The sequence below is a fragment of the Streptomyces sp. NPDC002055 genome, assembly GCF_040296705.1.
In the GTDB taxonomy this organism is placed as follows: Bacteria; Actinomycetota; Actinomycetes; order Streptomycetales; family Streptomycetaceae; genus Streptomyces.
Map to the genome: position 1 here is coordinate 15,045 of NZ_JBEOXS010000040.1, position 26,989 is coordinate 42,033.

A 26,989-nucleotide genomic window follows, 5' to 3' on the forward strand; every position below is an offset into this window, starting at 1 on the left:
TCCGTGGCCCTCGTCACGCAGACCGACACCGTGGACCCCACCGCGCAGGAACCGCTGCTGGCCTACACCGTCACCACCGACCCCGACCCGTTGAAGGCGTCACCGGAGAACCCGCAGGCGCCCGAGGAGAAGGGTGAACTGGTCATCGTCGGCTCGCGGCACAGCGGCACGCCGGCCGACGTCCAGTGGATCAAGGTCAAGGTACCCGCCGGAGCGATGTCCCCGGACCTGGCCACGGACCTGGCCAAGGTCACATACCGGATCAGCCTGAACGGCTGGTCGGGACGGCTGGACGCCTCCGCCAAGGAGTTCGTGTTCTCCCCGGAGGCGAGCCACGCCCCGATCGGCCCGGACACCGGATTCACCATCCAGCTCTCGGACATCCCGGTCAACCGGAAGGTCGGCACGTCACCGATCACCGTCACCGAGAGCTCGCGCACCGGCAGCAGCGCGTTCCAGTCCCGGTCCGTGGTGTTCCACGTGGGCAAATTCCCGCCGGACTTCTACCTGCGGGACCTCGTCTGCGATCCGCTGATCATCAACAACGGCGGCGAGGTCGTCCTGACCTGGCAGCGCTCGGCGAACGCCGTCTACGAGCTGCTGTACGGCGAGACCAGCCTCAACGTCACCGCCCTGACCACGAAGAAGATCACCAACGTCAAGTCCGACACGATGTTCTACCTGCGGGGCACCGTCGGTGACCCGTCGAACCCCGTGGTGCGGATCCTGTCCGCCCCGGTCACGGTCCGCAAGCCGGACCTGGAGATCGGCAACCTCGTCGTGAACGGCACCACCAACCTCAAGGGCGCCACCACCACGAGAGACCTCACGGTCAACACCGCGAACGCCCTGCACGTCCGTACCATCGAAGGCAACGGCTCCTACGGATCGCTCGCGATCGGAGGGCGTCTGACCCTCTCCACGGCGGGGCGCGAGGTCAACGTCCAGAGCCAGTTCACCGTCGCCGGTGCCACCACCCTGAACGGTGCCACCACACTGAACGCTGCTGCCACCCTGAACGGTGCCGCAACCTTGAACGGCGCCACCAGCCTCACCGGCGCCACCACCACGAAGAACCTCACCGTCGACCCCGGGGCCGACGGCTATCTCTGGCTCAAGACGGGCCGCCTCGACACCGCCGCGGGAACTCGTCTCCACGCCTACGGCACGGTCGGAATCTTCAAGAACAGCTCGCAGGGGCTGCATGCCAATTACATCAGCAATGGTTACGGGCAGAAGACCTTCCGAGCGGACGGTGACGGGTTCCTCAGCATCAAACTCTCCTGTCTGTCCTACACGTCGAACACAGCGTGGCGAGAGCTCGACGCGTACTTCACCGCGGCCGCGGCCACGGCCGGCGTGACTCACGAGATCGCCGTCCCCCAGGTGCAGCTCAGCGGGTCACCCCAGGCCGTGAGTCTCACCTCGGTCCCCGTCGCGAAGGGCGCCACGGTCAAGGTGTCCCTCAACAACACCAAGCTGCCGGGCGGCACGGGAAACGGGTGGTTCTCCGTCTTCTGGACGCCTCTCGGGGGCGGGCCGAACCTGACGCAGGTGGCGGCCTCGGAGGTTCCGGAGCCGGTCGAGGACGGCCCCGCGGATGCGCAGCCGCTGGGGGCGCCCGCGGAGCCCGAGGCACAGCCACCCGTGGAGTGACCCCGGCGGCGGGTTCGGAAGGCGGCCACACCCCCTGCGGGCATGCCGTCCTCACCCGTCGAGCAGCTCGGTCCGCCCCGAACCATGCCACGAACCGCGGTCATGGCATCGGCAGCTTCCGGACGGCGGGGAGAACGCGCACGGGCCAACCGCCCACGTCGGATCCGATCTCGGCCTCGGCTCGGCGCGGCACGGCTCCTGGAACACGCGGGAGGGTCCGGCGCAGCCGGGCCCTCCCGTTTCGTAGCGCGGACAGGACTTGAATCTGCGACCGTGAACGCCTCGGCCGTCGCCGCTACCGCCGACTGAACCATCGCTACGAACGCTGTCCCCGCACCTACTTGGCCTTCCTCAAGTCTCGCCGGCGCCCTCTACGGCTACAAGCGACTCACTCTCCTCACCACATGGGACAACGTTGCATCAAGGCCCCGCCGACGCACCACTGATGGACGGCGAAAAGGCTTGTCTCGTGGACTGATTCTCACTCGGAAGAATAGGGCTGTAGCTCGCGACTGCCACTCCAAAGTCTGATTTTTGACACGCGAATGACAACGGCGTACCGTTGGAAACGGTTACGTCTCGGATTCCGGTCCGGAAGTGGCGTGGACTTTCACAGGGAGGCGACTCATGAGTGAGCAACCTTCGGTGGGGTCAGTAACCTTTTGGTCGTATCAGATTTGCAAGCAGTTCGGTCGGTACGAAGAATTCTACGATCGCTCAATAAAGAGCGGACTGTCGCCCGAAAAGGCTCAGCAGGCGGCGGCGCGGGTCGCCATGAACAGCCCCTACCTCGGCGATTCATTTTCTCCTGATGTGTTCAGGCAAATTCACGAGTCGCCGGAAGCGCGGGTAGCGGCACACCGGGTGTGCCTCATCCCCGATGAGGCCATAATGAGGCAGGTAACTGACACGTGGAGCCGGGATACGGTAAGTCAATGGGATGGCAGCATTCGGCGCCCCCCGGGAGCCCTGATCGGCGATCAGATTGATTTCCTGAGGAATAATCCTTTCAGTGTGTTTTTTTTGGGCATCGCCAATCTGGTGCACCCGGACAATCCCTCGGCCGGCCCGAAAGAGCGACATGACAATCAGGAGAAACAGCTCGAGTTCAGTAAGCAGATGGCTGCGTTCGTGGGCATCCTGAAGGGCGCGAGGGACATCACCACCCGTCGCTCCGTCAACCCCCCACCGGACGACGCCCCGCCGGCGATGACCGCGCCTCCCGGAGACCGCACGCCGGTACCGCCGAGGAGCAAGCAGCCCGCAGGCGCCGGCAAGGGTGCCGTAAGCCCGGAGCCCGGGGACCTTTCCTACGTCTTGGACGACGCGCTGCAGAAGCCGTCCGCTGTGGAGTCCGGAGACCTCTCCGGCGTCCTGGACGGCGCGGTAGAGAACCCGTTCTCTGCGGAAGCCTGTGCCTCCGCTGCCGAGGTGGCGCCGGAGAGCGGCCACGAGTTCCTGGCCTCCGGCTATGGAACCGATCGTGACGGCAGTGCCTACGAAACCAATGCTTACGAACGCGACACGTCTGGCGCCGATGCAGCCCATGCCGTTGGTTATGAATCCGAGTCAGGTTCGGGGGAAGAGGCGGAAGGGCCACCTCTGCCACCTGCGGGGCAGGCATAAGAGAGCGCAAGCGCATGAGCAAGCACGTGGGAGGAGGAAGTGGCAATGCCCCCACCAAGCAACAGATCCAGACAAAGGCCTCCGCCGGGACCCTCCCCGCTGTATCAGCAGGTGGTGGGTGATGCTCAGGCCCGCAACAAGGAACTGCACAGGTCGCTGATTCAGCGGGTCGAGGTCGAGCTCAAAGCCGAACAGTGGCAAAGGAGTACGGGGCATGCTCCGAAGGTCGATCCGGAACGCAGTCGACTGATACTCGACGCGCTAACGGATTCCCAGGGCGCACCGGAATCCTTTACCGAAAGAGTCCTTGAGGGCCTCATCCGCCAGTACGAGGCCGATGTGTCGAGTGACGACGGCGCTCTCCTCTGGCCCCTGCCGGACGACCTCGCGCCGCCCTTCGGCGCCAGTCCCCCTGACTCCCTCGACCCTGATTCCTCCGTCGCCCCTCCCGATCAGGCTGCGTCAGCCGACACCGGATACAGGGCCCCCTGGCCCGACGACGGAGCAGCCGACCCCGCTCCCGCGGATCCCGGCTACGCCGCCGGGCCGCCGGACGCGGGATATGGGAACACCTGGCCCGACGGCGGGCCGGCCGACCCCTGTGCCGTGGACCCCGGCTATGCCGCCGGGCCGCCGGACGGGGGATCCCCGGGGCCGCCCGCCGCTGGCTTCGGCTGAGGTGAGTGGTCGCCGTGTCTCGCTCTCCTTCGAATCCGCCCAGCAGCCCCCCGCCGCCTTCCGGCCATGAACAGTTCGACGAGATCCGCAGCCGGGCCCACAGACTGTTCCATGACCGGCGGTTCGATGAAGCCGCGGATCTCTACCGACGACTCACCGTAGTGCCGGGGTACGAGGCCGAGGCATATTACGGCCTGGGGATGGTGGCCGTCGCCGGCCGCGACATGGGGGCCGCTGAAGAACGGCTGCTGTACGCCGTTCAGCTCGACGAGCATCAGCACCGGGCCATGGCCGCGCTCGGGAAGATCGCGCTGTCCAGAGGCGACGCAGGCAACGCTCGGAAGTGGCTTCAGATCGCCAAGGGGCAGGGAAACCCGCAGGCAGCCGCCGACCTGGAGCAACTCGACCGACTGGAGCTTCGAGCCGCCCAGGGTGTGCCGGGGCGGGAACGCCCGCCATCGGCGAGCCCAGTCGGCCAGCATGTGCGGCAGCCGGTACCACGGCCCGTCCAGAGCCAGGGCTCATCGCTGCTGAGAGGCGAGGTAAGCCATTTCGTACCGCACCAGAAGCCAAGGGGACGCGGTCAGCCCCCTGTCCTCATCTGGATGTTCCGGGTGAACACGAAAACTGCGGACCACCAGGTGGAGCAGGCACAAGTAGAGATGAGGTCCTTGCACTTCAAGAGCACTATCGGCAACGGCGACACTGTCACCGTGCATGGCCGGTGGAACAGGTCCGGCGTCTTTGTCGCGCACAAGGCATACAACGAGAGCACGCATGCCAAGGTGCTCGGCCAGCCGCGGCAAGGTGTGCTCATTGCCATGGCTGTCATCGTCTTCCTTGTAGTTGCGGTGATGCTTCTCATGGCGTGAGTGCTCACCGGCTGGCGTGAGTTCTTGAGCCCGCCAGAGGTTGCCGGTCTTCTCGAAGAAGCCGGAGGGGTAGTAGTCGACCACGGCGACGATATGTGTCAGATTCGGCGTCAGTTCGTGGAAACTGACGACCCCTCGGGTCGAGCCCTTCGCTCCCTCGGAGTTCCAGACGATGCGCTCGTCGGGCACCTGTTCCTCTACGGTCGCCTTCCAGCTGGGGTTGGAGAAAGCAACCTTGAGCTTCCAGTCCGATTCGATCTCGTCCGAGATCTTGACGCTGGTGACGCCTTTGGTGAAGGAGCTGAAGTCCTCGAACTGCGTCCAGCAGTCGTAGACGGTGCGCACCGGCAGGCCGACGTCGAGCACCTCGATGATGTTGGTGACCTTGGTGTTGCCGGCCTTGCCGTCGCCACCCCCGCCGATGGCGTCCTTGACGCCTCCGAGGACCTTGTCCTTGACGCCCCTGGCCTTCTCACCAAGAAAGGCCTTCATGGGATTCTCACCGCCCAGGACACGCTTACCGATCGCGAGCATGCCACCGCTGCCACCGTCACCGCCGTTGAGCTGATCGGTGAGGCCGGTCAGTTTGTCACCGGCCGACTCCACCCACCGTGAGGTGCGGGCCATCAGATAGTTGCCCAGCTCCTCGCGCAACTGGTCAAAGCCGGGGCCGCCCTTTCCCGTGGTGTCGCCGTCCGCCTTCGCCATGGCGCATCACCTCCGGCGACCGCTAAACGAACCGATCGATCAGGCAGGTTCACCTCGAGCACCTCGACCCGGCGAGCCAGCAAGTAGCGGGCGAGGGCAGCTCCGTAGCTTCCGGACCTTCCACCCCGGCCCTGTGCACTGTACCCAGCCGGCTGACCCACTCCCAGAGTTCGCGATAGCCCACTGCCGTGGCGGGAATGGAAGCGGTGCCCATGACCACACCTAGCGTGGAGAGCACGACGGCCACATGAACATCTCGGTGTGTATCCACGCCAAGGATGACCTCGCCTGCAGCAGGCGGACCGTATCAAGGACTTGGGACATTCATCACGGCGCACCTCCTGCTCTTGGAGACTGCAGGCCCACGCCACCGGGCCGTCGAGGCGGTCAGCAGTGAGACAGTGCCTAGTGCACCGCACGGTCATCCCTGGTACACGCCCCAGCAGCCCGGCAGCAGCACATCCCGCACTGGTGATCGACGAAGGACGGACCGGACACCGGGTCCGATTTCTCATGAGCCGTCACCCAGCGCGCGGGTACCTCAACCGGTATACCCAGGTCTCACGACTTGCGATCACGCGGAGCGCAGTGCTGTTTCAAGGCGTGGTGATCTGATACGGCGGCGCATCTCCGCGAACGCGGAGCACGCCTCTTCCTCGCTGACGGCCAGGGCCTCGGTGCATCTCCGCGGAGGCGGAGCAGACTTGAACTTGCGCGGAGTCGACGCCATCCGCAACGGACTTCCCTTGGCGGGGCATCGTCGTGTGCGGCACAGGAGCAACCTTGGGGTCCTGTTCGTCCCCCGCTGTGCTCTGCTGTACTGCCCTGCGGCTAATTTGTGTGCAGGACAGGTACGCAGGCCCGTGGTGGCAGAGGTGCACGGGGGACGGGAGGTCGGGAAGGGTGTCGCTGCGCGCAGGTGATCCAGCCGAAATCGGCGGTTATCCGCTTGAGGCACGACTCGGCTCGGGTGGCATGGGCACGGTCTTTCTGGCCCGTACGAGCTCGGGTCGTCCTGTCGCGATCAAACTGATCCACCCGCAGTTCGCGGCGGACGACGAGTTCCGCATCCGCTTCCGGCAGGAGGTGGCGGCGGCAAGGCGAGTGAGCGGCGCGTTCACCGCCGCCGTGGTCGATGCTGCCCCTGAGGCCGAGCAGCCGTGGATGGCGACGACCTACATCCAGGGGCACACGCTCGCCCGGCGGATCGCCACGGAAGGCCCGCTGAGCGGAGCGGAGCTGCGGAGGCTCGCCATCGGGCTGGCGGAGGCGCTGCGGGACATCCACCGGGTGGGGGTCGTCCACCGTGACCTGAAGCCCTCGAACGTCGTGCTCTCGCCCGAGGGCCCACGCGTCATCGACTTCGGCATTTCGCGCGCCGTGGACCAGCAGACGCTGACGATCACAGGGCGGGTCATCGGTACGCCGCCCTTCATGTCGCCGGAGCAGTTGCAGGCACCGCGCGATGTGGGGCCGCGGTCCGATGTCTTCTCGCTGGGAACCCTGCTGGCGTACGCGGCGACGGGCCACGGGCCCTTCGACGCGGACAGCCCATACATCTCTGCGTATCAGGTGCTGCACGAGGAGCCGTCGCTGGAAGATGTGCCGCCGGCCTTGCGCACGGTCGCCGAGTCGTGCCTGACCAAGGAGTCCGACGGGCGCCCCTCGGCGGACGAACTCCTCGTACGGCTTCGGGACCTGCCGACCGATCTCGGCCAGATCGACACGAGGGGAGTCGGCGCGGGCCGCACCCGCGACACGGTCACCGAGCATCACTTCGCGACATCGGCCGCCCCGACACCGGCCACCCCGACGCCGGCAGCCCCGACCACCGCCCCGGCCGACCCCGATACGGGGAACGCCGACACCTCCGTCGGCCGCCGGTTGCGTCCCCGATGGCGTCCCGTGTTCGCGGCCGCGGTCGCGGTCGCGGTGGCAGCGATCGGTGGAGGAGTCGCCGCACTGACGGCGGGCGGCTCCGGGGAGAACAGCGGCGCCGGCAAGGGCAACAGCCTTGCAGCGCCGGGTGCCGCGCTTCCGGACGGTTTCGAGCCGTGGCACAAGACCGTGCGCGGCGGTCGCCCCGACATCCCCGACGAGGTGCGTTGCGTCGTGCGCGGCGACGCGCTGTTCTGCGGGGGCGGCAGTGTCGTCGCGACCCGTATCAGGGCCAGGGACGGCTCGCGGGTGTGGACGGCGAAGAGCCCCGGCGTCCCCGTCGACGGCATGCACCTGGTGGGCGCCACCGACGACACGGTGCTCGGTTACCGCTTCGCCGCCCAGGACGCCCCGCAGGACCCTCCGAGCGAGGTGGTGGCCATCGACGCGAACAGCGGACGGGAGCTGTGGTCCGTGCCGTCCGGTGCCCAGTCGACGGCCGTCACGGGCCGGAATCAGGACGCCATGGTGGTCGGTTCCGACGTCGTGACGGTCGACGCTTCCAACTCCCGCTTCGAGGCCCGCGACGCGCACAGCGGTCAGGTCACCTGGACGTCGCCGTTCCCGGCGGGTACGCAGTGCGCTCCCGTCCCGGCGGGCTCACAGCTCGTCGCGATGTGCGCGAAGGATGCGGAGGTGGATGCCTTGGCAGTGCGCCACCCCACCCTGTACCGGGTCGACCGCGCCTCGGGGAACCTGGGCAGGCCCATCGCGGTCAACGGCCCCGCCGTGCCGGTGGGCGTCGCCAACGGCAGGCTCGTACTCCTGCAAGTACACATGGAGGGAACGGATCCGGCCGGCTACAACGGGGTGACGCGGGTCGACCCGGCCTCGCGGAAGGTCACGTACTCCCGACTGGCCAAGACATACGCGGGGACCCCCGGCATGGCGGACAGCACCGTATACATGAGCGGGCAGACCGGTCTCGTCACAGCACTCGACCCCGCGACCGGCCGGAAGAAGTGGTCGCGGCAGACTGCCGTAGAGGGCGCTTCGGGTCCCGGTGCGGGAGGGGGCGCACTGTATTTCAGCTCGGCCACCGGCCGGGTGGTCGCGCTGTCACCGGACGACGGCAAGATCCTTTGGACAACTGATCCGCAGGTCGATGGTTTGACCGGCGAGCAGGGCGCAAGCCCACGTGTGACTCTTGCGGGGCGTGCGGTGATCGTGGCCGCGGACAAGAACACCCTCTTCGCCTTCGACGCGCGGAAGCCGCCGAAGTCGGGCTGACCCGGTGGCTGGACGGCAGTCCAGCCGTGGACCGCCATCGGCGCACCCACGGCCACCGCTCACCGGGCGCGCCGACGCTCTGATAGAGGACCCCGGCTACCCGCGGCCACCGCCCAGGGCCAGGAGAGCCTTCTCGCGATGGTTCAGGGCCAGGTTCACCGACTCGGGCTTGCCTGCCCGGCGGAAGTGGGCGACCGCCTGGTCGTTGACGGCGATGGCCTCTTCGTAGCGCCCCATGTCGACCAGCAGGGCACCGAGGACCAGGAGCGCCGGGCCCTCTCCTTCACGGTCATCGGTCTCCCGGCAGACCTGAAGGTAGCGCTCGAACGCCGGGACGGACTCGTCGTATCGGCGCAGTCCCGCCGTTACGATTCCCAGCCGGAACAGCGCCTGGCCCTCGTGGGAGTGGTCCGCTCTCGCGCGGAACAGTTCGGCGGCGCGCCGGTAGGCGGGAGCCGCATCCGTGGTCCGGCCCAGGTGTTCCAGCAGACCGGCGAGATGGAAGTGGACCTGGGACTCCCGCTCGTGATCGTCCGTCCGGGAATAGATGGTGGCAGCCCGCTGGTAGAGGGTGACGGCTTCCTCATCGCGGCCCAGTGTGCGCAGCGCGCGGCACAGGTTGAGGAGCGCGGATCCCTCCATGTCGGGTTCGTCGAGCTTCTCGAAGAGCGCGGCTGCCCGCTGATAGGTGGCGACGGCCTTCTCGTGCCGCCCCTCGTCCAGGAGCGCTTCGCCCAGGCGGTAGAGGGCGAGGCCCTCGCCGCGGTCGTCGCCCACGTCCCTCGAGCGGGCAGACGCCTGCCTCATGACGTCGAGGGCGTTTGCCTGCCGGCCGGCGGACCACCGGGTGTCGCTGAGGTCGCGAAGTGCTGCGGCCTGTCGATGCCCGTCATCGGCCTGGCGGAAGAGCTCGACGGCCTGCGTGTACGCGTCGGCGGCCTCAGCCGGCTCCCCTCGGTCCCGCAGGGCTCGTCCGACGATGGTGAGGGCATGCCCCTCCCGTGCGCGGTCGCCGGAGCGCTGGTGGAGTCGGGCGGCCTGCCGGCCGACGGCGACTGCCTGTGTGTGCCGTCCCAGTCGAACGAGCGATATCGCTACTTCGGTGCTCACAGCCGCCTCCCCTCGTACGTCACCGGCGTCACGGAACGCGGCGGCCGCTCGCAGGCCGGTGTCGACGGACTCCTCGACACGTTCCAGCTCCGCCAGGGCGGAAGCGAGCCGGCCGAGGCAGGCCGCCTCCTGCGCACGGTCGCCTCCTTCGCGGAAGCGGGCGGCCGCCTGCTCGCAGACGGGTACGGCCTCCGCGTACCGGCCCTCGTACTCCAGCATGAGAGACAGGCTGGACAGCGTCCTGCGCTCGCCGTCGGGGTCGTCCAGCTCCTGGTAAATGCCCAGCGCCCGCTGATACACGGTGATCGCTTCGGCGCAGCGGTGGAGCTGTACGAGATGGACGCCGAGGCTGCGCAGCGCCGACCCTTCCCGTGCCTTGTCTCCCGCCCCGTGGTAGCCGGCGGCGGCCTGCTCGAAGACGGTGACGGCTTCCTCGAACCGCCCCGCCCGGGCCAGGGCCTCGCCACGGTTGGCCAGCGCATACGCCTCGAGCTTGCGGTCACCGGTCTCCCGAAGGAGCGCGGCGGCCTTCCCGCAGGCCGTAGCGGCCTCCGCGTAGCGGCTCATCTGCGTGCAGGCGTTGCCCAGGTTGATCAGTGCACTGGCCTCGCCGGAGCGGTTGCCGAGCTCACGGAAGACGGCGGCAGCCCGCTGCGTGACGGCGACCGCCTCCGCGTGGCGTCCGGTGTGCAGCAGGGTGGTGCCGAGCCTGCTGAGCACCCGCCCCTCCTTGCCGCGCTCGCCGGTCTCCTGGAAGAGTTCCGCCGCGCGCCTGTAGGTGGTGGCCGCCTCTTCGAGCCGGTCCGTCCGGACCAGGGCGTCCGCCAGGTTGCTGAGGGAGTCCGCCTCACGGTCTCGCCGACCGGTCTCGCGGTAGGCGGCCGCGGCCTGCCGTGACGGAGCGATGGATTCCTCGAACCGCCGCTGGCTGAGGAGGGCGTTGCCGAGGTTGTGGAGCGGGATGCCCTGATGGGAATCCCCGGACGCCTCAGCGAGAGCAGCGGCGCGCCGGGCGACGTCGGCCGCTTCGGCGAACCGTTCGCCGGCTGTCAGGGCGTGTCCGAGATTGCTGAGCACGGCGATCTCGAAGATGCGCTCGGTGGCGCCCCGGAAGATCTCCAGCGCCCGTTCTGTGGCGGCGACGGCCTCTTCGGAGCGGCCCTCGTAGGCCAGTGCGGTGCCGAGGTTGACCAGTGCGGCGCCTTCCGGGGCGCGCTCACCGATCAGGCGGAAGTACTCGGCGGCCTGGTCGAAGAGGGGAATCGCGTCTCGGGAGCGGCGCAGGGCGAGGAGGGGGTGGCCGGTGTCGAGGAGCAGTCCGGCCGCGCGACGGCGGTCACCGTTCTCCACGTACACGGCCGCGGCCCGTTGCACGGCGGTGATGGCCTCTTCGTACCTTCCGAGGCGGGTCAGGGTGCTCCCGGCCTTCCCCAGCGACGCGGCCAGGCCGGTGGCTTCGACGGCGGACACTGCCTCGTCCAGCTGCCGGTACAGCCCGGTCACCTCACGTGTGCAGGCCAGCGCCTCCTCCCGAACACTGCTTGGCTCCTGGGCCAGCCGGTCACGTACGTCCGCGTGCTCGGGGAGGTCGATCGTGGGGTGGGCAAGCGCCAGAGTCCGGTAGATGTCGTCGGCCTCCCGCGTGACCTGCAGGGAGCGTTCCTCGTGCCCCAGGGCGAGGAGCCGCGTGCCGAGGCTGTTCAGGACCTTGGCCAGGCCGAGGCAGTGGGCGGCGAAGTCATCGGCGGCGAGCTGCCGCTGGATGGCTACGGCTTCCTCGGCCGAGGCGAGGGCCTCCTCGCCTCGGCCCAGGTCGTCCAGGAACGCGCCCAGGCTGGTCAGCGCGGCGGTCAGGTCCGGCTGATGGGCTGCCGGGTTGCCTGCTGCCAGCCGCCGGTACAGGTCGGTGGCCACCTCGGTGAGCTCCAGGCCCTCCACCAGCCGGCCCGAAGCACGCAGTGCGCTTGCGAGGTTGGCGAGGGACTTGGCGAAGTGGTGCAGTTCGGCGTCGGGGTCGGTGTCGGCCGAGCGCCGGTAGAGCGCGACCGCCTCCTCACCGGCGGTCACCGCCTCCTCCATCCGGCCCGCGTCGGCCAGGCGCAGCCCCAGGTTGTCGAGCAGCCCCGCGAGCTCGGGCCGGTACACCGGGTCGGTGTCGGCCAGGCGCCGGTAGAGTTCGGCCGCCTCCTGCGTAGCGGCCAGGGCCTCCTGGGACCGGCCGTGCCGCGAGAGCCGGTTGCCGAGTGCTGCCAGTGAGTCCGCCAGGCGGTCCTGGTGGGCGACGCGGTCGGTGCCGGCCAGGCGGCGGCTGATGGCGACGGACTCCTCGGCGACGAACAGTGCCTCCTCCCAGCGGCCCGCCGCGGACAGCCGGTCGCTGAGGGCGTTCAGGGAGTCCGCCAGGTGAGGGAGGCGAAGGGGGTCGTTCCCGGCGAGTTCGCGCTGCAGGCGTACGGCCTCCCGGGCGGGGGCGACCGCCTCTTCCCGCCGACCCGCGTTCGCCCGGCGCCACGCCAGGGTGCCGTACAGCCAGGCGCGTATCCCCGGGTCGGTGGTGACGGCCAGGCGGTGGGCGATCAGTGCCTCCGCGACGGCCAGGATCCCGCTGTCGAGGTCCGCGTGTCGGCCCGGGGGCAGCTGTGACTCCACGGCTTCCAAGGCGTCGAGCAAGGGCGGGGCGATGCGGCCCCCGGCCGCCACACCGTCGTCGGCGAGGGCCGCAAGCGCGGTCAGGGCGGGGCTGCCGGCGGCGACCGCGAGGCCGGGCCGCGCACGTATCAGGGGAAAGAGGACCCGCTCGCCGACATGGGGCCAGCGGTGGGCGGCGGACGCCAGGAACGTTACCGCGCGGGGGGCCACCGCAGACCTCAGCTCACCGTCCAGCAGGGCGGCCGGGACGCCGCTCGCCCACGGGTCGGGGTCGTAGGCGCTGATCTCGTGCCCGGGGGTGAGCAGGCCGAGGAAGTCCTCGGCGAGGCGGTCGGGGTTGAGCGGCTCCAGGACCAGGGCGCGGTCGAAGGGGGGATAGCAGAACCGGTGGTCGTCGAGGAGGTGCTGGGGGTGGTCCGGCAGATCGACCGTGCGCAATGCCCGCGCCCCGGTGTCGTGGCTTACGGCTCCGGTGAGCACGGCGGTGAACACTGTCTTGGCCATGACCGCGGGCCGGGTCCGGTAGTCCAGTCCTCGTCCACCGGTGTCGAACAGCCGCTGCCACGCGCGGTATTCGCGGTCCAGGAGGTACGCCGACAGCTCATGCGGTTCCGTGAGGGACGGCCGCTCACCCCGCTTGTGCGCGTCGACGCAGACCAGGGCGGCCATGTGCAGGTTCAGGGTCAGGCCGAAGTCACGACGCTCCAGGGAAGCGGGCGGTGCGACGGTGGCTGTGTCCGGCAGGTCGTACAGGTCGCTCGCTCCGTAGCGGTCGCGAGCGGCGGTGAACATGCGCAGCCGGTCCGCGTCCAGAGAGGGAAGGAGCAGGTCGCCGGTCGAGGCGCGGCGGTCGTCGAGCAGACTGCGCAAGGCCGCGAACCAGCGTACGGTGCGGCCGATCAGCAGGACGCGGGTGGGCCGCCGCTGGTGCAGCACCGGTTCGGACAGCAGGTGTTCCAACTCGCTGTACGCCCAGCGGTCGGCGTAGTCGACGAGGAGCAGCACTCCGGCCTCCGGTGCGGCCGGGGCGTCGGGTGCGCGGTCAGGGGGCGAGGACGATTCCCGCAGACCGGCGTGCAGGACCTGCCAGCGTTCGGCCTCCGGCAGCTGCGTGCTCCGGGACATCTCCGCGAACTGTGTCGCGAGCCGTGTCTTGCCCTGTCCGCCGGGGGCGTGGAGCAACAGCACGGACAGCCGCGCCTCCCGCGCGTCCCGCCACTGCCTCAGCTGCTCCAGTTCGGCGTTCCGGCCGACGAAGGGGACGACGTGGCTGCGCGCGTCCAGGAGGCGACTGGGCTGGGCCATCAGCCAGGCGGTGTCCGGGACGTCCGGGGCGGGTAACTCCTCGATCGCCGGCAGCCGCGTTCCGTAGTAGTGGTTGACGGTCGCGGTCGCGTTCGGGCCCTGCGCGGCCGCCGCGCCCGGGGCGACGCGCTGCTCGTAGCGCGGCTCGGTCAAGATTCACCGAGGGGGGCTCGGTCAGGCAACACGCCGGGCGCGTAGTGGTGGTTGTTGATGGTCACGGCCGCCCCCGGGCCCTGTGCGCCGACGCCCCCGGTATGGACTACCTGGTTGTACGCGCCACCGTCCACCGCCCCGCGCAGTGCGGCCCTCAATGCCCGGATCTCGCCGTCGGCAGCGGGCTGATCAGCCATCAGTTCTCTCAGCAGCTCCGCCGATTCGGCCGAGCGGCCGGCGTTGGCCTCCAGCGCCGCCCCGAGCCGGGACGCCCATTGGTCGTGCGCTGTGCCCAGGGTGGTCTCGTCGCCCCGCTCGTAGGCGGCGAGGACGGTCTCGCGCGCCTGCTCCAACTCCGCCTCGGCCGCAGCACCTTGATCGGCGTGGCCGAGTCCGAGAAGACGGGCGAAGCCTCTCTTGCTGTGCCCCCACGCATCCGTGGTCATCGCGGTGACGAGCGTGGTTGCTGCGGTGGCGGCGACAGCCGCGACAGCCGGATCCAAGACGATCTCTCCCTCCACCTCCCTGAGACTCCAAGGGCACAAGTTTGCCATCGCGCCGCCTCTCGTGGCTTCGGTTCCCGCGAGCGCAAGGAAAGCTGTCGCCCCAGCTCCGGGTCGGCGGTGATCTCCTCTGCCAGGGCGTCGCGGGCCTCGGCCTGGGCCGCACCGTTCTCGGGAGTGGCGTCGAGAGCGCGCAGGGCCACCGCTGTGCGCGAGCCGGTGCTGAGGCGGGTGGTCAAGAACTCGATGAGGGCGGTACCACTGCGCTCACCGACGGCACCCGCCGCTCCTGCAGAGCCGCTGTCACGATGCTGCCGACGGCCGCGGCCGCAAGTTCCGAAGCCTCCATGCGTCCCCCTTGCCCCTGCCCCTGCCCCTGTCCCTGCCCCTGTCCCTGCCCCTGTCCCTGCCCCTGTCCCTGTCCCTGTCTCCCAGGACACCATCATGGATGTTGATGTGCGGCCGTGCGGAATTCGACCTCCCCTGGAAACGCGCCCTGTTGGCGTGACGTTGCTTCTACGGCGCGGCGGCCCCGGGCGAAACGAGTGGCAGGAGAAGAACGGGTGACGCCGTTCCGCTCACCGTGGCAGAGATCCGGCGGCGCCTGGACGCTCCCGGTTGAATATTCGTCAGGGCAACGTCAGAGAAAGCCCGCTGAGCTTGTCCGCGAGTGCACGGCAGGTTTCGATGGAAGACATGAACAGCGCGTGGCCCGACCGGCCGCCTCATCGAGCGATGCCGTTTCGCGCAGCCTGCCGTCCGGAGTCGTCCGCCTCGCGCTGACGCCCTGCGTTGTGTCCTCCCGCGCACCACCGCCCATTCACCCCTGGACAAGCCATGTCTTCATCCCTTTCGGGACGTACCGTTCTCGTCACCGGAGCAACGTCCGGCATCGGCCACCAGACCGCCCGGCTACTCGCCGAGCGCGGCGCCACAGTCCTCCTGCACGGCCGCACCGCCGAGGAAGCCCACGCCGCTGTCGACCGGCTCGTCACGCTGTCCGACGTACCCGCCGAACGGCTCTGCGTACACGGGGCGGACTTCTCCCGGCTCAAGGAGGTCGAGCAGCTGGCTGCCCGGGTCATGACGGAGCACCCGCACCTCGACGTGCTGGTGAACAACGCCGGCATGGCGCCCCCGGAGCAACACACCGTCACCGCCGATGGCAACGAGATCGCCTTCCAGGTCAACTTCCTCGCTCACTACCTCCTCACCCGCCTGCTCGAACCCGCCCTGACCAGCGACTCGGGCGGTCGAGTCGTGAACGTCTCCTCCGCGCTCCACCGCACCGGCTCCATCCAGTGGAACGACCCCAATCGCACCCGCCGCTACTCCCGCCTCGCCACCTATGCCCAGTCCCAGCTGACCCTCACGGTCTTCGCCGCCGACCCACGCATCACAGCCGTCTCCGTCCACCCCGGCATCTGTGCCACCGGCCTCCTGCCGCTGTACGCCCACGAGGGCGTTGATCCCGACGAGCGACGCCGACACCTCGCCCTCGCCTGTGTCCAGGGCCTGGCCTCGGACATCGCCGCCCGCGGCCGTATCGCCAGCTGGAGCTGCTCCCGCGACGACCGGTCCAGCCGCCTCCTCGCCTGGACTGCCGGCTTCCGGCTCGTCCGCGAGTACGTCCACCACACGACCGGGCCCGTCACCGTCAGCGGCGCGTCAAAAATGAAGGCGGCGGCGTAAGCACCGCGTAGCCCCTCCTGTGCCCGGTGGGCGGAGAGCCTAGTGTCGGCGTCATGCAGCCGTCCCGTCATTCGCGTCCCCGGGTGGGCGCACTCCACGACACCCGGCACGACGTGGGATGGCCCGGCGAAGCCCGGTACGCGATCGGGTGCGCCGTCCTCCTGCTCGGAACGTCGCTGCTCATCGACGCGGGCGCGCACGGACCGACCCTGCTCCGCACAACCGGCTGGATCGCCCTGGCGACCATCCTGCTGGTGGTCCTGCTGCCGGCGCGGGTCAGCGCCGGACCGGGCCGCCTGACCATCCGAGAACTGTGGGTCACCAGGACGGTCCGCACCGACCGGCTCACGGCGGTCGACTGGCCGGTCGGCAGTGCGCGGCGCCTGGTCCTGACCGACGCGGACGGCGTACGGGCCGAGGTCGATCTGCGTGTCCTCATCGCCAACCCGGCACTGTGGCTGCGACTCGAAGCCGACGTGCTGCTCGCCCGGGAACGCGGCACCCTGGTCCGCGGAACAGCCGGACTCGCCCGGCTCTCCCTGCACATCGACAGGGAGACGACCCGCTCCGTCGCCAAGGTGTCGGGCCTGGGCTAAGGGGCCTTGCCCGATACCTGCCCGGGTCGCGTGGTCCGGATGTCACAGGAACGGCGGCATCCGGCTGCACCGGCCCGGGACTTGCCGGCCCAGTACTGCCCGTGGATCCGCCTGACACGCCCTGCGCGTCCGCAGCGGCCCCTCCGCCTTCGATCGTCAGCGACCCGTATGGACCGTCCGGTATCCGTCAATGTCCCGTCAGGGGTTGGCCATGGGTGTACGGGTGCGGGATAGCTTCGGTGTCGCGCCCCGATCTGCCTCCCCGCGAACGGGGCGTCACCAGACGTTCGTGGTTCCCCGAGGAGGGTCCATGTGCTTGTTCCAGTACGACGACGATCCCGAGCCTGAAGAACAGGTCCCGGTCGACCCCCTGTACGTCCCGGTCCGGCTGGAAACTGCGGAGCTGATGGTACGTCTGTTCCGCACCCCGCTGGGTACGCGCACCGCGGTCGGCTTCACCCGCCCGGACCTGCTGACCAGCGCGGTCGGAGCGGAGCACCCCTGGATCCGGCTGTCCGAGGCCACGCTCCGGTCGATGACGGAGCCGCTCGGGGCGGCCCTCGTCACCATCGACCCGACCTTCACCGCGCCCGCGGTCACTGGACCCACCGCCACCCGCCAGGCGGCCGTGTCCGCGTCGGCCCCAGCCGTACGGGGTGCTGCCGCGGCCCGGACCGCTTGAGGGGAGAGGGGCCGAGCATGACCACAACCGTTGTCTCCGAGGCGGGGGCCGGTTTCGGCTGACGGGTCGGCGAAGGCTCCAGGAACGGGTCACAGCAAGGCATCCCGTCGGCGCGGTGCTGGTACGCGGCACCGACGGGATGCCCCGGCGTTTTCCGGACGGGTGCTGTCAGCCGACGTGGATGTGGGGGCGCAGATTGCGGTCCGGTTCGGCTCCACGAAGGACCTCCCGGGTGACGGGGGCCACCTCGCCCTGGCCGAAGAGGAAGAACCTCAGGAAGTTGGTCAACGGGCTGCCCTCGGTCCACTCGAAGTAGATGTGGGGGCGTTGACCGGTCTCGTCGCGGATGTGCAGCAGCACTGCGGCGAGCGCGTTGGGGATGGAGGAGGACTCGAGAGTGAGGACGCGGTAGCGGCCGTGCATGACCTCGCCGCGGACCCGCACACCGGCCTCGAACTCCGACGGATCCAGAACGGTGACCTCGACGAACACGAAGTCGTCGCCGGCCGGGGTGTCGTTGTCCGCACGAATCTGGTCGATCTTCTCGCGGTATTCGGCCTTGTCGCGGTTGTCCGGCTCGTTGGCGATGAAGCGGATGGTGCGGGTGGCGGTGTCCCGGATGAACCTCTGGGCCATCTCGTCGAGCTCGACGTCGGTGACACGCAGCTCGAAGACCCGGGCGAGGCGGGACAGCAAGGACAGGGCCATGATGCCGGCGATGAAGCAGGCACCGATCTTCACGCCGTCGGGCCGTTCGACCACGTTGACGGCAGTCGTGTAGATGAAGACCGCGGAGATGACACTGAAGCCGACGGTCCAGCCGCGCTCCCCCGCCCGGCGGGCGGCGATGGTCACGGCCACGGCCGCCGAGGTGATCAGGACGAGCACACCGGTGGCGTATGCCCCGCCCTGTGCGTCGACGTCGGCGTTGAAGATCCAGGTCACCAGGAACGCGATCAGCGTGAACACGATCACCATGGGCCGCAGCGCTCGGGCCCAGTGCGGGGCCATGCCGTAGCGGGGCAGGTAGCGCGGCATCAGGTTCAGCAGGCCGGCCATGGCCGAGGAGCCGGCGAACCACAGGATCAGGATGGTCGCGATGTCGTAGACGGTTCCGAACGCGGAGCCGAGGTGTTCGTGGGCGAGGTAGGCCAGTGCGCGGCCGTTTGCCTCGCCACCCGACTTGAACTCGTCCGCCGGGATCAGCAGCGTGGTGACGAAGCTGGAGCAGATCAGGAACACGCTCATGATCACTGCGGCGGTGGTGAGCAGCTTCTTGGTTCCCCTGATCCGCCTGGCGGGCTTCTCGGGGTCGTCGCCCGGCGCGCCTCGGACGTGGGGCATGACGGCGACGCCGGTCTCGAACCCGGACAGCCCCAGCGCCAGCTTGGGGAAGACGATCAGCGCGATGGCGATCATCATGAACGGGTTGCCGTGCTCGGCGGTCAGTGCGCCGGTCCAGTCGGCGACCACGTGCGGCTCGGTGGCCACCTGCCAGAGTCCGACCGCGACGACGATCGCGTTCAGGAAGAGGTACGAGGTGACGAGGGCGACGGCGAGCCCGATGGCCTCGCTGAAGCCCTTGAGGAAGACCGCGCCGAGCAGCGCGATCATGATCAGGGTGATGAGCACCTCGTGCCCGTGCAGGGTGCTGGTCAGCTGCGGGTTCTCCACCAGGTGGGCGGTCGCGTCGGCGGCCGACAGGGTGATGGTGATCAGGAAGTCGGTCGCGGCGAACCCGAGCAGGGTCAGCACGAACAGCTTGCCCTTCCAGAACGACAGCAGCCGCTCCAGCATCGCGATCGAGCCCTCACCGTGCGGGCTCTCCTGCGCCACCCGCCGGTAGACCGGGAGTGCACCGAACAGTGTGAGCAGCACCAGGACGATCGTCGCCAACGGTGACAGCAGCCCGGCCGCGAGCGCCGCGATGCCGGGCTGGTAGCCGAGGGTGGAGAAGTAGTCAAGGCCGGTCAGACACATCACCCGGTACCAGGGTTTGCCCTCGTGTGCGGTCTCGGAGTGCTGTTGCTGTTTGTGACGGCGGTCGGTCAAGCCTTCCAGCATCCACGCCCGCAGGCGTGCGGTGCGGGCAGGGGTGGCCATCGTGGGGGGCTCCTGTCGTACGGCGCGGACTCAGCCATCGACGTTGACGGCTGGGCCAGCGTACGCAGCCTGAACACGGCCAGTACATCCATACCCTTGTCTGACGAAATCCTGATGCTCTCTTAACGCGTTTCCTTTCGGGTCGTGATGGACACGCTCGCGCCGGAGGGGAAACGCTGCCCGCCAGGCGACGGGCCGGCTGGGCCGGTTGTCCCGTGGGCGGGCTTCCGTTGGAGGGGGCGGCCGCCGGCGCCTCACGGTCGGCGATGTCGGCGGGGCAGGCCGTGTCGGACACGCTGTCCGGTCGTCGCCTCGCTGACCGGAGTCACCTCATTCATCCGACCGGTCGCGGTGGCCGCCTCAAGGAGTCCTGCGGTTGCTCGGCAGGCTCCTGACGAGATTCATCCGAGGCCGGGAAGGGCGGACACGACGAGGTCGATGAGCTTGATACCGACGAAGGGAAGGATCAGGCCACCGAGGCCGTAGACGGCAAGGTTGCGGCGCAGCAGGCCATGGGCCGAGGCCGGTTTGTAGCGGACGCCGCGCAGGGCCAGCGGGATGAGCGCGATGATGATCAGCGCGTTGAAGATGATCGCCGAGGTGATCGCCGACTGGGGACTGTGGAGGCCCATGACGTTCAGCCCCTCCAGGCCCGGGTGGGCCGCGGTGAACATGGCCGGGATGATGGCGAAGTACTTCGCCACATCGTTGGTGATCGAGAAGGTGGTCAGTGCTCCGCGGGTGATGAGCAGCTGCTTGCCGATCTCCACGATCTCGATCAGCTTGGTCGGATTGGAGTCCAGGTCCACCATGTTCCCGGCCTCCTTGGCGGCCGAGGTACCGGTGTTCATCGCCACCCCGACATCCGCCTGGGCCAGCGCCGGAGCATCGTTCGTCCCGTCACCGGTCATCGCGACCAGCTTCCCACCCGCCTGCTCCCGCTTGATCAGGGCCATCTTGTCCTCGGGTGCGGCCTCTGCGAGGTACTCGTCGACGCCGGCCTCCGCGGCGATCGCCCGGGCCGTCAGCTCGTTGTCACCGGTCACCATCACCGTACGGATGCCCATCCGGCGCAGCTCGGCGAAGCGCTCCCGGATACCGTCCTTGACCACGTCCTTGAGGTGGATGATGCCGAGCACCCGCGGCCCCTCCCCGTCATGGACGGCCACCAGCAGTGGTGTACCGCCGAACTGGCCGACCTGGGCGGACCAGGCCACGGCTTCGCTCGGCACGGTTCCGCCGCGCATCGCCACCCACTCCATGACCTGAGCCGCTGCGCCCTTACGGATGGCGATGCCGCCGCCGTTGTTCCAGCTCAGGTCGACTCCGCTCATCCGGGTGCGGGCGCTGAACTCCACGAAGCGCGGTTGGGCGAGCTCGTTCTCGGCCGGCGGCGTGAGTCCGTATCGGGCGGTGAGTTCGACCACCGAGCAGCCTTCGGGGGTTTCGTCGGCGAGGGAGGAGAGCTGAGCGGCCTCTGCCAACGTGCCGTGGTGGATGCCCGGCAGCGGGATGAGAGCGGCGGCCTGCCGGTTGCCGTGGGTGATGGTGCCGGTCTTGTCGAGGAGGAGGGTGTTCACGTCTCCTGCGGCCTCGACGGCACGGCCGGACATGGCCAGGACGTTGCGCTGCACGAGGCGGTCCATGCCGGCGATGCCGATCGCGGAGAGCAGGGCGCCGATGGTGGTGGGGATCAGGGTGACGAGCAGCGCGACCAGGACAGTGGTCGACTGGGCCGCCTTCGCGTAGGCGGCCATCGGCGCCAGGCCGACGACCACGAGGATGAAGATCACCGTGAGCGCGGCCAGCAGGATGTTCAGCGCGATCTCGTTCGGGGTCTTCTGCCGGGAGGCGCCCTCGACCAAGCGGATCATGCGGTCGACGAAGCTGTTGCCGGGGCGGGAGGTGACCCGGACCACGACCGAGTCCGACAGGACCGTCGTACCGCCCGTGACGCCGGACCGATCGCCACCCGACTCCCGCAGGACGGGAGCCGATTCGCCGGTGACGGCGGACTCGTCCACCATGGCCGCACCGTCGACGACATCGCCGTCGGCAGGCATCGTCTCGCCCGCTTGGACGAGCACGAAGTCGAACGGCTGGAGTTCGGCCGGTGTGACCACCTCGGTCTCCGCGCTGCGCAGATTCGTACCGTACGTCCAGTGCCGCAGACGCACGGCGACCGTGTCCGTACGGGCTTTGCGCAGCGAGGCGGCCTGGGCACGGCCGCGGCCCTCGGCCACCGCCTCCGCGAAGTTGGCGAACAGCACGGTCAGCCACAGCCAGACGCTGATCACCCAGGTGAACACCGATGGGTGGATGAGGGCCGAGAGCGTCGTCAGCACGGATCCGACCGCGACGACGAACAGCACTGGCTTCTTGGTCAGTTCACGTGGGCGGAGTTTGGAGACGGCCTCCCGCACGGAGGCCGCAAGCTGCCCGGGCTCCAGCATGTTCGCCCGGCCGGGACGCTTGCGGGGCGGCGGGGTGACCGGGACCTGAGGCGGAGTCCCCAGACCCGGGGGAACGTGCTGCGCGGCGGCGGGAGACATCAAGGGACCTTCTGAGCAGAGTTCGGGAGGGCATCCCCTGCCCGCACGGCGGACAGGGCTGCGGGCTGCGGGCTGCGGGCTGCGGGCTGCGGAGTGGGTAGCGCCGCCGGGACCCTCCACATGGAGCCCCCTCGGCCGTCGTCATGCGAGTCAGGTCTCCGGCAGCGCAACAGGCAGGAAACTACTGCCCTTTCCTGGTCATCCACCGCTGAGCGCCGGGAAATTGGCATCTTCTTGTCGGCGGCCCACGGGACGCGTCGCCCCGCAAGCACGTGAGCCGTCCGGCCTCCCCACACCGGAAACCGGACGGCTCATGTGGTGTGCGACGGGCAAAATGGCGCGCGGTCGCTCCGATCCGTGCCCCCTCGCCGAATCGTGCTTTCTGTCGGCGGTGTTCAGGTCACACGCCCTCAATCCACGCGTCACGGAACCGTCATTCCGTTCCGTCGCTCCCTCAGTCTCACCCACCTCAGTGGGACTGCCTGCCCTTCTTGACGTGTTGCTTCCGCAGCGGAGCGGATCCTTGACGCGCCCCTGACGAGCCAGGCGCGGTCCCTGCGCACCCCAGGCTTCACGCCGTCAGAAGGCCGTCAGAAGGCCGTCAAGGAGTGGTGCGCAGACTTGCCGCCGCAGACCGGATGCACTCGGATGAGCTTCATGAACAGCGGTCCGCGCTACGACGACCGGCCACCGAATCCGGTGCCGCCGGCAGCGCCTGCTGTCCGCGCGACGGTGTGATACCGGCTCGCGCGTCGTCTCGTACCCGCCCTCCGGCCTCCCGGCCTTCCGAAGCGCCTCCCGGGCTTGGTACGCGTCTTCCCTTTCACCGCATGAGTTGAGCCTGCTCCCCTGACCGTCCGCGCAACGGGGAAGCCCGGCACAACCGTGCCCGTTTTCAGGATCCCGCCATGTCTTCATCCCTGTCCGGACACACCGTCCTCATCACCGGCGCCACCTCCGGCATCGGCTACGAGACCGCCCGTCTGCTCGCCGAGCGAGGAGCCACCGTTCTGCTGCACGGCCGCACCTCCGAGGAGGCGCAGGCCGCCGCCGACCGACTGACCGCCACGGCCGGCCCCGATGCCTCCCACCTGCATCCCCTTGGTGCCGACTTCTCCCGCTTCGACGAGGTCGAGTCCCTGGCACACACGGTGGTACGCGAACACCCGCGCCTGGACGTACTCGTCAACAACGCCGCCATCGCCGCACCCGAGCGCCACACCGTCACGGTCGATGGCAACGAGATCTCCTTCCAGGTCAACTTCCTCGCCCACTACCTCCTCACCAACCTCCTCGAAGAGGCCCTCACCAGTGCCCCGGGCGGTCGCGTCGTCAACGTCTCCTCCTCCCTGCATCGCACGGCCTCGATCCAGTGGAACGACCCCAACCGCACCCGTCGTTACGCCCGGCTCGCCGCCTACGCCCAGTCCCAGCTGGCGCTCACGATCTTCGCCTCGGACCCGCGGGTCACCGCTGTCTCCGTCCATCCCGGCGTCTGCGAAACCGGCCTGCTGCACCTCTACGGGCACCAGGGCGCGCCCGCCGCCGATGGCGCGCAGCACGTCGTACAGCTCTGCGATCCGGCCACCGAGATCGTCAACGGCGCGTACTACGACCGCTCCGAGCGCATGGAGCCCGCCGCGGTCGCCACCGAGAACCGCACCGTCGGGCGCCTCAGCAAGCTCGCCGACGTGCTCGTCGGCCACACCGCCTGAAGGGATACACCGCAATGTCCAAGCGCGCCCGCAAGAAGAAGGCCCGCCGCAAGAAGGCCGCCAACCACGGCAGCAAGGCCGGCCAGCGCTAGCCTCCACCGACTCCCGCTGTGGGGCGGTCCTCCGGGCAGCTCCGGGCAGGGCCGCCCCACAGACGTTGTGCATTCGCCGACCAGGCTTCCCGGCACTCCACGTTCGCCCAATCGGCGCAATGACCGTCAACGCGCCATCAGTGATCCGCTCAGGTGGTGTCAAGAGTGGGCCGGGGACGATTCGTCCGCGTCATCGCTGCGGTTCCCTGGGGTTCGCTGGTGAGGTCAAGGTCTACGGAGGGGGTGAGTACGGGTGAGCACGGAGACTGTCGTAGGCATCGTGATCGCGGCAAGCCTGGTCGGCTATCTGGTCCTGGCGATGTTCTTCCCGGGGAAGTTCTGAGCATGACCGTCACAGAGGGAACGGTCCCCGCAGCGGCAGTTGCGGCGGGGCAGCCGGGGTTACGGCCGGGCAGGCTCAAGGTCTTCCTCGGCGCGGCCCCAGGGGTGGGCAAGACCTACCGGATGCTCGACGAGGCCCACCGCCGGGTGGCCCGCGGCGTGGACGTGGTGGCCGGATTCGTGGAGTGCCACCGGCGCCCGCACACCGAAGCCAGACTCGACGGGCTGGAGACCCTTCCCCCTGCCGAATACACGTACCCCGGTGGCCGCTGCGCCGGGCTGGGCGTCGAAGCACTACTGGCCAGGCGGCCACAGGTGGTGCTGATCGATGAGCTGGCCCACACCAACGCCCCCGGAGCGGGCGGGCACCCGAAGCGCTGGCAGGACATCGAGGAGATCCTGGCCGCCGGCATCGATGTGGTCACCACACTCGACATCCAGCACCTGGACTCGCTCAGCGACGTCGTCGGCAAGATAACCGGTGTTCCTCAGCGGGAGACCGTCCCCGACGATCTCGTCCGCCGCGCGCACGAGATCGAACTCGTCGACATCCCCCCGGAGGGACTGCGCCGCAGGATGGCGCACGGCAACATCTGTCCGCCGGAACGGATCGACGCCTCTCTCGCCAACTACTTCCGGCCGGGCAATCTCATCGCCCTGCGGGAGCTGGCTCTGCTGTGGCTGGCGGGCCGGGTGGACGAGGCGCTGCAGAAGTACCGCAGCGAGCACGGCATCGGGGGTGTCTGGGAGACCCGGGAGCGGGTCGTGGTCGCCCTCACCGGCGGCCCGGAGGGGGAAACCCTCGTCCGCCGTGCCGCGCGGATCGCCGGCCGGTCCGCCGGCGGGGGGCTGCTCGCCGTGCACGTCACCCGCAGCAACGGCCTCGCCGCCGGGGTGTCGCACGCGGCGCTCGCCGGTCAGCGGGCCCTCGTCGAGAGTCTGGGCGGCAGCTACCACTCGGTCGTCGGCGACGAAGTGCCCCTCGCCCTGGTCGACTTCGCGATGGCGGAGAACGCCACCCAACTCGTGCTGGGGACGAGCCGCCGCGGCCGGCTGGACCGCTTCCTCACCGGAAGGGGGATCGGCGAGACGGTGGTGGAGCTGTCCGAGGACATCGACGTCCACATGGTCACGCACGAGCGGGCGGGACGCGGCAGGCTCCTGCCGTCCCGCAGGCGCACCCTCCCCGCTTCCCGGCTCGCCGCAGGGCCGATCGCCGCCCTGCTGCTCCCCGCACTCCTCAGCGTGGCCCTGGACCACATGCGCGGAACGCTGAACCTCACCAGCGAAGCGCTGCTGTTCCTGTTGATCGTGGTGGGCGTGGCGTGCATCGGCGGGGTCACCTCCGCCCTGATCGCGGCGCTCACCGCCGCGCTGGTGCTCAACTACTGGTTCATGCCGCCCGTAGGCGAATTCACCATGGGCGACCCGGACAGTGTGCTGGCCCTGGCGGTCTTCGCCTGTGTGGCCACGACAGTGGCGACCGTGGTGGACCGGTCCCTGCGGCTGTCCCGCCGCGCCGCGCGGGCCACGGCCGAGGCCGAGACCCTGTCCTCCCTGGCGGGCAGCATCGTCCGGGGCGACCAGACGCTCCCCGCGCTGCTGGACCGTACGAAGGAAACCTTCGGCATGGAGGCCGTCGAACTTGCCCTGGAGTCCCCCGGAGCCGTTGCCGGACCGGACCCCGCTCTGGTGGTGGCCGCAGGCCCCGAGGCGTCCCTCATCCTCCGCGGGCGTCTGCTGCCGTCCTCCGACCGGAGGGTGCTGACGGCCTTCGCCGCACACGTCGGCGCCGCCGTCGAGAAGGCCCGCCTGGCCGAGGCCGCGGCCGAGGTGGAGCCCATCAAGGCGGCGGACAAGCTGCGTACGGCCCTGCTCCGAGCGGTCAGCCACGACCTGCGCACCCCGCTGGCGGGCGCGCTGGCCGCCATCGGCTCCCTGCGCGGCACGGACGTCGCGTTCTCCGACGAGGACCGGGCCGAGCTCCTGGCCTCCGCGGAGACGTCGCTGCTGCGGCTGCACCGCCTGGTGGAGAACCTGCTCGACCTGAGCCGCCTCCAGGCCGGCGCCCTGAACCTCGAACTACGGTCCGCCACACTCGAGGAAGTGCTTCCGGTCGCCGTGGACTCGCTCGACCTGGATGCAGCGGCCCGGCGCCGTGTCGACGTCCAGGACCTGGAGTCGGTATCGGCCGTCATGGTCGATCCGCCCCTCCTCGAACGGGTGCTGGCCAATCTGGTGAGCAACGCCCTCCGCCACTCGTCCGGCGACCGTCCGGTCCTGGTGACGGCGAGCGCGCTGGCCTCGCGGGTCGAGATCAGGATCGCCGATCGCGGCCCGGGCATCGACGCCGCCGATCGCGAGCGGGTCTTCGAACCCTTTCAGCGCCTCGGCGACCGCGACAACTCCGCCGGGCTCGGCCTCGGCCTCGCGCTGGCCCGTGGGCTCACCGAGGCGATGGGCGGCACCCTCTCCCCCGAGGACACGCCTGGGGGCGGGCTGACCATGGTGGTGTCACTGCCCGCCGCCGAAGGAGTGTGAGCCCGGGCCGTGGTGCGCTCCGCAGAAGCAGGCGAGAAGCGGCGCTCCGTGGACAGCACCGGCATCAACACATGGACCGCCGACCCCGGACTCAGCCGGCGTGGACGCAGGGCCGGCGGTCGCGAAACCGGTTCAGCCTCGCGCAGCAGCTCACGACTGACCGGCGCCACCTCTCCCTGCCCGAAGAGGAACAACGTGACGAAGTGGGAGAGAGGGCTCACCTCCGGCCACCCGACTGCCGCGCAG

At 69.4% G+C, this 26,989-nt stretch carries 16 protein-coding genes; 10 read left to right on the forward strand and 6 right to left on the reverse strand.

The window, feature by feature from the left end; genetic code table 11:
• The first annotated feature begins 3 nt into the window (after nucleotides 1-3).
• A complete protein-coding gene (locus ABT112_RS23540; RefSeq protein WP_351512603.1) occupies nucleotides 4-1,656 on the forward strand; it encodes a hypothetical protein in 1,653 nt (550 codons plus the stop codon).
• Nucleotides 1,657-2,283: 627 nt separating this feature from the next.
• Nucleotides 2,284-3,282, forward strand: coding sequence for a hypothetical protein (locus ABT112_RS23545; protein ID WP_351512604.1), 999 nt, complete (start codon nucleotides 2,284-2,286; stop codon nucleotides 3,280-3,282).
• 617 nt (nucleotides 3,283-3,899) lie between these two features.
• Here ABT112_RS23545 and ABT112_RS23550 read toward each other — a convergent pair.
• Nucleotides 3,900-4,442, reverse strand: coding sequence for a hypothetical protein (locus tag ABT112_RS23550; RefSeq protein WP_351512606.1), 543 nt, complete (start codon nucleotides 4,440-4,442; stop codon nucleotides 3,900-3,902).
• A gap of 39 nt (nucleotides 4,443-4,481) precedes the next feature.
• Nucleotides 4,482-5,540 carry an SRPBCC family protein gene (locus ABT112_RS23555; RefSeq protein WP_351512608.1) on the reverse strand — a complete coding sequence of 353 codons (1,059 nt, stop codon included), beginning with the start codon at nucleotides 5,538-5,540 and terminating at the stop codon, nucleotides 4,482-4,484.
• A gap of 903 nt (nucleotides 5,541-6,443) precedes the next feature.
• Here ABT112_RS23555 and ABT112_RS23560 point away from each other — a divergent pair.
• The gene (locus ABT112_RS23560) at nucleotides 6,444-8,708 is read left to right on the forward strand and encodes a serine/threonine-protein kinase (RefSeq protein ID WP_351512610.1); all 2,265 of its coding nucleotides are present in this window, start codon (nucleotides 6,444-6,446) and stop codon (nucleotides 8,706-8,708) included.
• Nucleotides 8,709-8,804: 96 nt separating this feature from the next.
• Here ABT112_RS23560 and ABT112_RS23565 read toward each other — a convergent pair whose 3' ends face one another.
• Both ABT112_RS23565 and ABT112_RS23570 read right to left on the reverse strand, forming a co-directional pair.
• Nucleotides 8,805-13,925: a tetratricopeptide repeat protein gene (locus tag ABT112_RS23565; RefSeq protein ID WP_351512612.1), complete on the reverse strand. Its 5,121-nt coding sequence runs from the start codon at nucleotides 13,923-13,925 to the stop codon at nucleotides 8,805-8,807.
• On the reverse strand, nucleotides 13,922-14,428 hold the full coding sequence (locus ABT112_RS23570) for a hypothetical protein (protein WP_351512614.1): 507 nt from the start codon (nucleotides 14,426-14,428) through the stop codon (nucleotides 13,922-13,924). The genes ABT112_RS23565 and ABT112_RS23570 overlap by 4 nt, the downstream gene beginning before the upstream one ends.
• Nucleotides 14,429-15,265: 837 nt before the next feature.
• Between ABT112_RS23570 and ABT112_RS23575 the strand changes: the two genes are divergently transcribed.
• The 3 genes from ABT112_RS23575 to ABT112_RS23585 all read left to right on the forward strand — a co-directional run bounded on the left by ABT112_RS23575 (nucleotide 15,266) and on the right by ABT112_RS23585 (nucleotide 17,398).
• Nucleotides 15,266-16,120, forward strand: coding sequence for an SDR family NAD(P)-dependent oxidoreductase (locus ABT112_RS23575; protein ID WP_351512615.1), 855 nt, complete (start codon nucleotides 15,266-15,268; stop codon nucleotides 16,118-16,120).
• An 83-nt stretch (nucleotides 16,121-16,203) separates the two neighbouring features.
• Nucleotides 16,204-16,716, forward strand: a complete 513-nt coding sequence (locus tag ABT112_RS23580) for a hypothetical protein (protein ID WP_351512617.1) — start codon at nucleotides 16,204-16,206, stop codon at nucleotides 16,714-16,716.
• Between the two features lie 310 nt (nucleotides 16,717-17,026).
• On the forward strand, nucleotides 17,027-17,398 hold the full coding sequence (locus ABT112_RS23585) for an SAV_915 family protein (protein ID WP_351512619.1): 372 nt from the start codon (nucleotides 17,027-17,029) through the stop codon (nucleotides 17,396-17,398).
• Between the two features lie 168 nt (nucleotides 17,399-17,566).
• Here the strand turns inward: ABT112_RS23585 and ABT112_RS23590 are convergent, their stop codons facing one another.
• Complete coding sequence (locus ABT112_RS23590; protein WP_351512621.1) at nucleotides 17,567-19,501, reverse strand: APC family permease; 1,935 nt, start codon at nucleotides 19,499-19,501, stop codon at nucleotides 17,567-17,569.
• Nucleotides 19,502-19,902: 401 nt separating this feature from the next.
• The gene (gene kdpB, locus ABT112_RS23595; protein ID WP_502975421.1) at nucleotides 19,903-22,053 is read right to left on the reverse strand and encodes a potassium-transporting ATPase subunit KdpB; all 2,151 of its coding nucleotides are present in this window, start codon (nucleotides 22,051-22,053) and stop codon (nucleotides 19,903-19,905) included.
• 908 nt (nucleotides 22,054-22,961) lie between these two features.
• Between kdpB and ABT112_RS23600 the strand changes: the two genes are divergently transcribed.
• The 4 genes from ABT112_RS23600 to ABT112_RS23610 all read left to right on the forward strand — a co-directional run bounded on the left by ABT112_RS23600 (nucleotide 22,962) and on the right by ABT112_RS23610 (nucleotide 26,743).
• On the forward strand, nucleotides 22,962-23,768 hold the full coding sequence (locus tag ABT112_RS23600; protein ID WP_351512623.1) for an SDR family NAD(P)-dependent oxidoreductase: 807 nt from the start codon (nucleotides 22,962-22,964) through the stop codon (nucleotides 23,766-23,768).
• A 14-nt stretch (nucleotides 23,769-23,782) separates the two neighbouring features.
• Nucleotides 23,783-23,860: a 50S ribosomal protein bL37 gene (locus ABT112_RS35410; RefSeq protein ID WP_502975424.1), complete on the forward strand. Its 78-nt coding sequence runs from the start codon at nucleotides 23,783-23,785 to the stop codon at nucleotides 23,858-23,860.
• Nucleotides 23,861-24,113: 253 nt separating this feature from the next.
• Nucleotides 24,114-24,203 carry a potassium-transporting ATPase subunit F gene (locus ABT112_RS23605; protein ID WP_351512624.1) on the forward strand — a complete coding sequence of 30 codons (90 nt, stop codon included), beginning with the start codon at nucleotides 24,114-24,116 and terminating at the stop codon, nucleotides 24,201-24,203.
• Nucleotides 24,204-24,205: 2 nt separating this feature from the next.
• Complete coding sequence (locus ABT112_RS23610; protein WP_351512626.1) at nucleotides 24,206-26,743, forward strand: sensor histidine kinase; 2,538 nt, start codon at nucleotides 24,206-24,208, stop codon at nucleotides 26,741-26,743.
• Nucleotides 26,744-26,989 lie beyond the last annotated feature (246 nt).

What these genes read in the sequence shown, in the direction of transcription:
- ABT112_RS23545 (WP_351512604.1), top strand. Translation starts at nt 2,284, where the DNA reads ATGAGTGAGCAACCTTCGGTGGGGTCAGTAACCTTTTGGTCGTATCAG.
- ABT112_RS23600 (WP_351512623.1), top strand. Translation starts at nt 22,962, where the DNA reads ATGTCTTCATCCCTGTCCGGACACACCGTCCTCATCACCGGCGCCACC.
- ABT112_RS23590 (WP_351512621.1), bottom strand. Translation starts at nt 19,501, where the DNA reads ATGGCCACCCCTGCCCGCACCGCACGCCTGCGGGCGTGGATGCTGGAA.
- ABT112_RS23575 (WP_351512615.1), top strand. Translation starts at nt 15,266, where the DNA reads ATGTCTTCATCCCTTTCGGGACGTACCGTTCTCGTCACCGGAGCAACG.
- ABT112_RS23585 (WP_351512619.1), top strand. Translation starts at nt 17,027, where the DNA reads ATGTGCTTGTTCCAGTACGACGACGATCCCGAGCCTGAAGAACAGGTC.
- ABT112_RS23555 (WP_351512608.1), bottom strand. Translation starts at nt 5,540, where the DNA reads ATGGCGAAGGCGGACGGCGACACCACGGGAAAGGGCGGCCCCGGCTTT.
- ABT112_RS23550 (WP_351512606.1), bottom strand. Translation starts at nt 4,442, where the DNA reads ATGCTGGCCGACTGGGCTCGCCGATGGCGGGCGTTCCCGCCCCGGCAC.
- kdpB (WP_502975421.1), bottom strand. Translation starts at nt 22,053, where the DNA reads ATGTCTCCCGCCGCCGCGCAGCACGTTCCCCCGGGTCTGGGGACTCCG.
- ABT112_RS23610 (WP_351512626.1), top strand. Translation starts at nt 24,206, where the DNA reads ATGACCGTCACAGAGGGAACGGTCCCCGCAGCGGCAGTTGCGGCGGGG.
- ABT112_RS35410 (WP_502975424.1), top strand. Translation starts at nt 23,783, where the DNA reads ATGTCCAAGCGCGCCCGCAAGAAGAAGGCCCGCCGCAAGAAGGCCGCC.